Origin of the sequence: Slackia isoflavoniconvertens, from assembly GCF_003725955.1 — a bacterium.
Classification (GTDB): Bacteria; Actinomycetota; Coriobacteriia; order Coriobacteriales; family Eggerthellaceae; genus Slackia; species Slackia isoflavoniconvertens.
The window spans coordinates 49,476-57,222 of sequence record NZ_QIBZ01000016.1 but is presented as its reverse complement, the minus strand read 5'-3'; the positions used below and the strand labels follow the sequence as shown (position 1 = coordinate 57,222).

Annotated in this window: 11 protein-coding genes; 5 read left to right on the top strand and 6 right to left on the bottom strand. The window is 64.9% G+C overall.

Annotated features, from left to right (window positions below; all coding sequences use genetic code 11):
• The 5 genes from DMP05_RS09850 to DMP05_RS08320 all read left to right on the top strand — a co-directional run.
• Positions 1–1,179 (top strand): hypothetical protein (locus DMP05_RS09850; protein WP_425303944.1); only part of this gene is annotated, 1,179 nt, incomplete at its 5' end.
• Complete coding sequence (locus DMP05_RS08335) at positions 1,172–2,005, top strand: hypothetical protein (protein WP_123220010.1); 834 nt, start codon at positions 1,172–1,174, stop codon at positions 2,003–2,005. The genes DMP05_RS09850 and DMP05_RS08335, both read left to right, overlap by 8 nt.
• Complete coding sequence (locus DMP05_RS08330) at positions 1,993–4,284, top strand: hypothetical protein (RefSeq protein ID WP_123220009.1); 2,292 nt, start codon at positions 1,993–1,995, stop codon at positions 4,282–4,284. Before DMP05_RS08335 ends, DMP05_RS08330 begins: the two co-directional genes overlap by 13 nt.
• A 9-nt stretch (positions 4,285–4,293) precedes the next feature.
• Positions 4,294–4,524: a hypothetical protein gene (locus DMP05_RS08325; RefSeq protein WP_123220008.1), complete on the top strand. Its 231-nt coding sequence runs from the start codon at positions 4,294–4,296 to the stop codon at positions 4,522–4,524.
• Positions 4,525–5,322: a hypothetical protein gene (locus DMP05_RS08320; RefSeq protein ID WP_123220007.1), complete on the top strand. Its 798-nt coding sequence runs from the start codon at positions 4,525–4,527 to the stop codon at positions 5,320–5,322. It abuts the gene before it with no gap.
• Here the strand turns inward: DMP05_RS08320 and DMP05_RS08315 are convergent.
• The 6 genes from DMP05_RS08315 to DMP05_RS08290 all read right to left on the bottom strand — a co-directional run bounded on the left by DMP05_RS08315 (position 5,319) and on the right by DMP05_RS08290 (position 7,670).
• Positions 5,319–5,504 (bottom strand): hypothetical protein, encoded by a 186-nt coding sequence (locus DMP05_RS08315; RefSeq protein WP_148039720.1) that lies wholly within the window; start codon positions 5,502–5,504, stop codon positions 5,319–5,321. The two genes, DMP05_RS08320 and DMP05_RS08315, sit on opposite strands and share 4 nt — an antisense overlap.
• A 54-nt stretch (positions 5,505–5,558) precedes the next feature.
• Positions 5,559–5,864, bottom strand: a complete 306-nt coding sequence (locus tag DMP05_RS08310; protein WP_148039719.1) for a hypothetical protein — start codon at positions 5,862–5,864, stop codon at positions 5,559–5,561.
• Between the two features lie 54 nt (positions 5,865–5,918).
• Positions 5,919–6,215 carry a hypothetical protein gene (locus tag DMP05_RS08305; protein WP_148039718.1) on the bottom strand — a complete coding sequence of 99 codons (297 nt, stop codon included), beginning with the start codon at positions 6,213–6,215 and terminating at the stop codon, positions 5,919–5,921.
• A gap of 33 nt (positions 6,216–6,248) precedes the next feature.
• Positions 6,249–6,398 carry a hypothetical protein gene (locus tag DMP05_RS09845; protein WP_161957511.1) on the bottom strand — a complete coding sequence of 50 codons (150 nt, stop codon included), beginning with the start codon at positions 6,396–6,398 and terminating at the stop codon, positions 6,249–6,251.
• 135 nt (positions 6,399–6,533) lie between these two features.
• Complete coding sequence (locus DMP05_RS08295; protein WP_123220002.1) at positions 6,534–6,728, bottom strand: hypothetical protein; 195 nt, start codon at positions 6,726–6,728, stop codon at positions 6,534–6,536.
• 75 nt (positions 6,729–6,803) lie between these two features.
• Complete coding sequence (locus tag DMP05_RS08290; RefSeq protein WP_161957510.1) at positions 6,804–7,670, bottom strand: tyrosine-type recombinase/integrase; 867 nt, start codon at positions 7,668–7,670, stop codon at positions 6,804–6,806.
• Between the last annotated feature and the right edge of the window lie 77 nt (positions 7,671–7,747).

The following is a 7,747-nucleotide window of genomic DNA, read 5'->3' as shown; positions in this document are numbered from 1 at the left end:
GCGCTCGCCATGCTCGGCATGGTGGCGGCGGTGGCGGCGCTCGCGCTCGGGGCGGCGGCCTTGGGGCCCGCGCTCACGGCGGGAGCCGTCGGCATGCTCGCGTTCGGCGCCGCGGCGCTGATGGTCGGCGCGGGAATCGCGCTCGCCACCGGCGGCATCGCCGCCCTCGCGCCGATGCTGCCGCTCGTGTCGGCATACGGCGCGTCCGCCGCTATCGGCGTCGCCGCGCTCGGCGCGGGGATGTTCGTGCTCGGCGCGGGCTCGCTCGTGGCCGCCGCCGGCTTGGCGGCGCTCGCGGTCGGCGTGGCCGCAGCGGCGACGGCGACGCTCCTGCTCGCCGCGGGCGTGCTGCTCGTCGCCGCGGGGATCGGCGCGCTCTCGGCCGGCGTGTCCGCGCTCGCCACCGGAATGCTTCTCATCGCCGCTTCGGTCATGCTCTCGGCGAGCGGATTCGCCGCCATGGGCTCGGCGCTGCCGGCCGTCGCCGGCTCCGCGCCCGGAGCGGCGGCGGGACTGGCCGCGCTCGCGGCCGCGGCGGCCGCGGCGGTGCCGGGCCTCATGGCGGGAACGCCCGCGATGCAGGGCTTCGCCGGCGCGTGCTCGTCCGCCTCGGGCTCCGTGACCTCGATGGGGTCTTCGGTCGCATCAGCGACCGAGCAGGCGCGAAGCGGAATCGACCAGACCAAGATGGCGTCGCAATCCATGGCGACGGCCGGCAAGTCCGCCTTCTCCGACTTCGCGAATTCGGCGAAGTCGTCTTCGGCCGCGGCGTCCGCGGCGATCGCGGCGGCCTGCGCGCGCATGGAGTCGACCGTCTCGTCGATGCGCCTCGCCCTGCCAAGGATGCAGGTCGGCGCGCTGCCGCATTTCAGGCTCTACGGCAGATTCGACGCCGAATCCGGCTCGGTGCCGTCGGTCGCCGTCGACTGGTACGCGAAGGGCGGCGTGTTCAATTCCGCCTCGGTCATCGGCGTAGGCGAGGCGGGGCCTGAGGCCGTCGTGCCGCTGCGCCCCTCCGTGCTCCGCGGAATCGGCGAGGGCATCGACGCCGGCGGCGGAGGCTCCGAGGTCGTGGCGTGGCTCGCGCGCAACCTCCCAGCGATCATCTCGGACTGCACTCCAGTGATGGGCGAGAAGGAATTCGGCCGCAAGGTCAGGAAGGCGGCTGCGTATGCATAGGCTCTCCTACGTATCCGGCACGGGCGGCGTCGAGGCGTGCCTCGACTGCCGCTCGGCGCTCGCAGGCACCGCCTCGGGGATACGCGGCCGGGAATGGGATTACTCGATCGGCTACATGTCGCTGTCGGGAGTGACGCGCGCCGCGCGCGAATGCTCGCTCTCCGTGGCGTTCATGAGGCTGGCTTCCGCGGACGAGCTGCGCAGGCTCGCCGACAGGGACATGTCCGAGGGGACTCCCGGCAGGCTCGAAGTCGACGGCTGGTCGCAGCGCGCCTACGTCACGAAGGCGGAGCCATCGTCGATCTCGCGCAGCCACGTGACCATGTCCCTCACGGTCGTGCTGCTCGACGGGGTGTGGCGCAAGGGCCACACGGTCTCATTCGAGCCGCTCACTGCGTCCTCCGGCGACGGCGAATTCCTCGATTTGCCGTACGACCTTCCGTACGACCTGGGCGTGCCGTCAACGCGGAAATACTTCGACGGCTCCGAATGGGGCTCCGCTCCGCTGAAATTCACGATCTACGGCCCCGCGGTCAATCCCGCCATCCGCATCGACGGGAACTGGTACAAGGCCGACTTGACCGTGCCCGATGGCGGGTACCTCGTGGTAGACCCGCTCGCGAGCCCGCGCGCTGTGACCCTGGTCAACGCCGACGGCTCGACAGTCGACGCCTTCTCGAAGGCGCGCCGCGGCGACGGCCTGAACAGCGGCGAGTACATCTTCCAGCCGGCATCGCCCGGCACCCACGAGGTCGATTGGGACCGCTCGTTCGGATTCGACTTGACGTGGTACGAGGAAGAAGGTGAGCCGCCATGGTCGCGGTAGTGTTCGATTCGGCGCTCGGCAACGTGCGAGAGCTGGCCGACTTCACTCTCGACCTGGCGTTCGGCAGCGACGAGAACGCGTTCTCGCTGGAATGCGACGCGGCGTACGCGCCCGAAGAGGGCCAATTCGTCTTCATCGACGGCACGGAGTACGGCGGGGTGGTCGACGAGGTTACTTACGAGGCTGGCCGAGAAGCGTCTGGCGCGGTGCTGTGCAAGGGACGCACCTGGCACGGCATCCTGGCTGGAAAGCGCCTGCTCCCCGATTCGGGAAGCGGCCACCTGTCGGTGAGCGGCAAGGCGGGCGATGCGCTCGCGTCGCTCATCGAGCGCATGGGGCTTTCTGGGCTTTTCTCAGCCGCCGCAGACGATACGTCGGTGAGCTACACCTTCGATCGATTCGTGGACGGCTATAGCGGCCTGAAAGCCATGGCGAAGGCCAATGGCCGCAAGGTCGCGATGCGCCGCAAGGGCGGCAAGGTGGAAATCTCGCTGCCGCCCATCGTCGACTACGCCAACAAGGTAGATTCCGACCTGCTCGACTTCACGCTCACGTCTGTCTACCGCTGCGTGAACCATTTGGTTTGCGCGGGAACGGGCGAGCTTGAGAACCGCGCCGTAATCCACTTCTATGCCGACTCTGCCGGCAATATCTCGCATACGCAGACCCTTTTCGGGGTCGACGAGATTTCGGCGCTGTACGACTACAGCAACGCCGACGAAGAAAAGCTCGAAGAAGAAGGCCGCAAGAAGCTGCAAGAGTACCAAACCCAAGGCAGCGTGGAAGTCGAGGCGCACGACGACATAGACGTGGACGTGGGCGACGTGATTTCCGCCCGCGACAACGCCCACGGGCGCACCGTGAGTGCCACCGTGGCGAAGAAGATCGTGAAGGTATCGCGCGGCGTGGCCACGTACAGCTACGAGGTCGGCAGCGAGACCACCAACAAGACGAGCAGCAGCGGCAACGCTGAAAGCTCGAACGGCGGCCACGCGTACTACGCGGGAAGCGGCCTGACGCTCAGCAATTACACGTTCTCTGCCGACGTGGACAAGGCCGCGCTGGCGGCGGTCGAGACGAAGGCCGACGACGCGAAGACCGCCGCCTCCAACGCGAGCGCGGCTGCTGGCAAGGCCGAAACAGCCGCGAAGGCCGCGACCGATGCGGCGGCGAAGAACGCGAAGGCCATCGCCGGCAAGCAGGACGCGCTCACGGCTGGCGCTAACGTGACCATCGACGGCGCGACCATCAGCGCGAAGGACACGACCTACACCGAGGCCACGACATCGAAGGCGGGCCTCATGTCGGCTTTGGACAAGAAGAAACTCGACAATAAGGTCGATGACACGGCGGAGGGCGTGAGCGCGTCGCTTGAGAAGCTCCCGCAATGGTCAGCCATCCCCACGGACTCAACGCAGCTCGTGCGCCGCGATACTAACGGCAAGGCAGAATACGGGCGCGTGACATTCCGCACGGTGTGGGCCTACATCAGGGGCAAGGCAGATGCCGTGTACGCGGCCATGTCGCACACCCACTCTGCGTCGCAGGTGTCTGGGCTGGCGAGAGTGGCCACGAGCGGCAAGTACGCCGACCTGGCTGGCGCTCCATCCTCGATGAAGAACCCTGCGGCGCTCACCGTACAGGCGAACGGGGAAACTGTAGCTACTTACGACGGCAGCTCTGCGGCCACGGCGAACATAACGCCCACGAATATCGGGGCAGCGCCTTCCTCGCACACGCATCCATATCTTCCCATTTCTGGCGGGACGCTCACGGGCAACGTTACAGCGCCGAAGTTCGTAGGGGGTCTCCAGGGGACCGCCGATGCGGCCAAGACGGCCGACAGGGCAACAACCGCAAGCAGGGTGCCGGACAACGGCGTTGGAACCGCGAACGTGGCGCGACACGTATGGTTCAGCGATTCGGGAATCGAGACGGCCCGCGTCTACAACGACGCATTCAGATACAACCCTGTCGGGAACGTGCTCTCGTGCAACGTCTCTGGCAGCGCGGCCACTGCCGAATCGGCGGCATCCGCTGCGAAGCTCGCGAAAGCCCGCGCGGTGACCATCTCGGGCGCGGTCAACGGCAGCGCCACGTGGGACGGCTCGGGCGACCTGTCGATAGTGGTCGCGGGCGATTCCGCGGCGGCGGGTTTTTTGGCCGCGCACCCGGTCGGGACGTACATCGAGACGAACGGATACGACCCGTCGGACTACGGCGGCGAATGGAGCATGGTGCCGAGCATCGGCCCGTACACGTGGCTCAGGACTAAGTAAGGAGAAGACATGGCGAAGACAGACAACATCACGAAGTACACGTGCGACCGCTGCGGCGAGAGCGCGTACCTCCAGCAGGGCGCGGCGGCGGCGGGAGACTGGCGCGAGGTCGAGCGGTTCGACCAGTACGGCAGCAAGGCGAGCAGGCTGCTCTGCAAATCGTGCACAGACGAGTACAAGCGCCTGGCCGCGCAGCAAGACGCTGCTTTCCAAGAATTCATGGCTAAGAAGGGGGAGTAAATGTCATTCGAAATCGTGGACGGCATGACCGGCACGAAGCACATCAGCTCGGACGATTTGGCCGCGCTCAATACCGCGACGGTCGGCAAGGCCGACTGCGTGCTCCGTTACGGCGACGACTTCAAGCTGACGATGGCGAGCGCGAATTCCGCGACGCTCGGCACCGGCGTTGGCATGGTCGGCGGCAAAAGATTTTGGAACCAGGCGGCCACCAGCTTGACGATTCAGAGCGGCACACAGGGCCAGAAGCGCAACGACCTCGTGGTGGCCCGCTACGCGAAGACCAGCGCGGGCATCGAATCCATCACGCCCGTGGTAATCAAGGGCACGCCCACCACGGGCGCGGCGGCAGACCCCGCGACCACGGCGAACGACTTGAAGCTCTGGCGCGTGCCGCTCGACGGCATCAACGCGGGCACGCCTGTCAAGCTTTTCGAGCCAGTCACGCCTTTGGCCACGCTCGGGGAATCCGTATCCCAAAGCCTCGGCAGCATCTCCATGGCTTCCGACTGGCACAATTACGGCTGCTCGCTGTCGCGCATCGGCAGCACCGTCGAGCTGGTCGTGAATTCCATCAAGACCAGCTCGGCAACCGCAGGCGAGCCTATCCTGACGATTCCGAAGGGCTTCGCGCCGCCGGTCGAATTGGACTTCGCCTGCGTCGCTTTCGACGAGTCGGACTATCCGATGTCGGCCTGGGTGGCCGCGATGCCAGACGGGCGCGTGGCGGTGAAGAATTACCTCGCGAATGGGCACTCGGGACGACAATTCAAGGCCGTGTGCAGGTACTTCGCCTAGGCGCGCGCGTAAAGCGCGAAGCAATGCACCTCGCCGCCGCCGCTGTTCCATCTCTGCGTGATGTACCAGACCTTCGAGGTCATGAGCGTGGGCTGCTCGATATAGCAGATGCCGACCCAGCCGACGGATACGCAGGCCACCCAGCACACGAAGCGGTAGCCCTCGACCGTCGGCGCGGTCACGGCGCCGTCGCTCGTGCCCGACACGACCTCGATGTGGGTGAGCTGGGATACGGATTACTTCTTATGGCCGAGAACCTTGCGAATCGCAATCATGTCTGTGATTCTTGAGCTTCCCTTCGCGACCTCGCCAGCCATGTCGTCGTCGCCGAATTTTCTTGTCTTGATCGTGGCGCCTTGAATCTCAACGGTGCGCGACTTGATGAACCAGCCGATCGGGCCAACCACGGTTGTGCTCAAGGTGGCGTATATCGACGATGAGCCGTCCTCGATTGGCACGGTGACAGAACCGAAAGTGCCGTCGGTGTCCTCGTACATGATCGTGATTCTCGCAAAGCCCGCCACGCTTCGGGAGAGCGTCACGCTCTCGCTTTCGCTTGGCTTGCCGTCGAAAAGCACCGTCGGGGATACGGATTACTACAGCCCGTATATTGCCGTCACGTAGGCCGCATCGCCCGCACTGAATTTGAGCGGCGAGCCGAGCGCATCGCAATCGAAGATTCCGAATGTCACGCCATCAACCGTGACGGCGTTTTCCGACACAGCGAAAGAGCCGCCGACGCCTACGAGGCTGTAGCCGTTTGAATGGGCGGCGCCGACCCTCTTCTTTCCGTCTGCCGTCGATACGACGCACGACAGGTCTTCGACGCTGAAGCACACCGCTATGGCCGCATGATGCTTAAGGCCTGGTACGGTGATGGTGCTGTTGCGCACGCTGCCGCTCCAAAGCAATTGGGATACGGATTACTATTCAGCAAGCACGACAAGGTAATTGATTCTTATCGACACCTCCCATATGCGGTCGAAAGTCACGTAAACCGACTTCGAGTTACCGAGGTACGTGCAACCTTCGACGTGCACGGGGATGTCCTCGCCATCGCCGCTCATGGCTAGCACTACGTCGACATTCCGGTTGAAGCTCCGGCCGAAAAGCCTCACGAACTCGGCGTCCGAGAAAAGAACGCTGGAATTACTGTCGGCATTGAGTATTTTTGTCCCCGTGAACAAACGCGGCGCTCGGGATACGGATTACTATGCCGTCCTAATCCACAGCGCGACAATACCTATCCCGTCGGCCCACACGTGCCATTTTTGCGAATCCTCGTTTCTGTACACGTCAATTTTCAACCACGAACCTGCGACATCGTACCTGCCGCCATCAACATCGGCCACAAAGCCGACTTTCGTGGTGAGCGACCATCGGTAGCTTTCCCATGTGCCTGGCAATCCGAGGCTCTTCGGTGTGACGGAGCTGGCTAGCCAAATCGCGCGGCCTACGGGCCATTCGCGGGATACGGATTACTAAACAGCCATGGCCGCCGTATATGCGTCGCTGGCCCGCGCCACCACGGTGCGGAAGCTTTGCAGATAGTGCCCCATGGCGGTGTTGACCGTCGTATGCCCCAAGCTCACGGCTATGTCCTCGATGCTCGCGCCGTGCTCTAGCGAGATGGTGGCCCAGCTGTGGCGAAGACACGTCATCGGCACGTGCGGCAATCCGTGGCGGCGGCAGAAGGATCGGAAGCGACGCGAGACGGCGTTCGGGTCGAGTGCGCAAAGCCGGCCAGACCTGCGGCTTCCGCGAATCTTGCGAAGCCGCTCCAAGGCGAAGCGGGGGAGCTTGAGGCGGCGGTCGGACAGCTTCGTCTTGCAACCCGTCTCGACTTCCTCGCCCTTGACCACGTGCAGGCCGCGCCTGACGTGCACCCAGCCCGAACGCCAGTCTATGTCCTCGATTCTCACCGCGCACGCCTCGCACCTCCGCAGGCCCAGGGCCGCGCCAAGCAGCACGGCGGCCTCGAACGGCTGGCCCACGATGCCGCGAAGCGTCTCGCGCTCCTCATCCGCCGTGAGCGTGGGCCTGCGCACGGGCGGCTTCTTCGGCAGCTCGATGCCCTGCGTCACGTCCCAGATGCGCAGCTGTCGGCGGCGCAGCACCCAGCGGTACACCTGGCGGAATGTTTTGTATGCCTTCTCCGCCGCGCCTGGTTTCTCGAAGCCGTCGACCCAGGCTTGAAGCTCTTCGAAGGTGATTTCTTCCACCTCACGCGCTCCCCACATCGGAAGCAGGTGGCAGCGCAGGGCGCTCTCGTAGCCCTCAAGCGTGGTGCCGCGCAGGCGCTTGGACTTGTCGGACATGTACATGGTCGCGGCTTCGGAAAACAGCATTTCAAACCCTTTCGCATCGGAAAAATCCCAGACGCATAACGGCATTCCAGCGCCGAAAACGTCTGGGATTTTCTCGG

Excerpts from the sequence above, each read along its gene's own strand:
- DMP05_RS08330 (WP_123220009.1), top strand. The coding sequence starts at position 1,993 with ATGGTCGCGGTAGTGTTCGATTCGGCGCTCGGCAACGTGCGAGAGCTG.
- DMP05_RS08325 (WP_123220008.1), top strand. The coding sequence starts at position 4,294 with ATGGCGAAGACAGACAACATCACGAAGTACACGTGCGACCGCTGCGGC.
- DMP05_RS08320 (WP_123220007.1), top strand. The coding sequence starts at position 4,525 with ATGTCATTCGAAATCGTGGACGGCATGACCGGCACGAAGCACATCAGC.
- DMP05_RS08290 (WP_161957510.1), bottom strand. The coding sequence starts at position 7,670 with ATGCTGTTTTCCGAAGCCGCGACCATGTACATGTCCGACAAGTCCAAG.
- DMP05_RS08335 (WP_123220010.1), top strand. The coding sequence starts at position 1,172 with ATGCATAGGCTCTCCTACGTATCCGGCACGGGCGGCGTCGAGGCGTGC.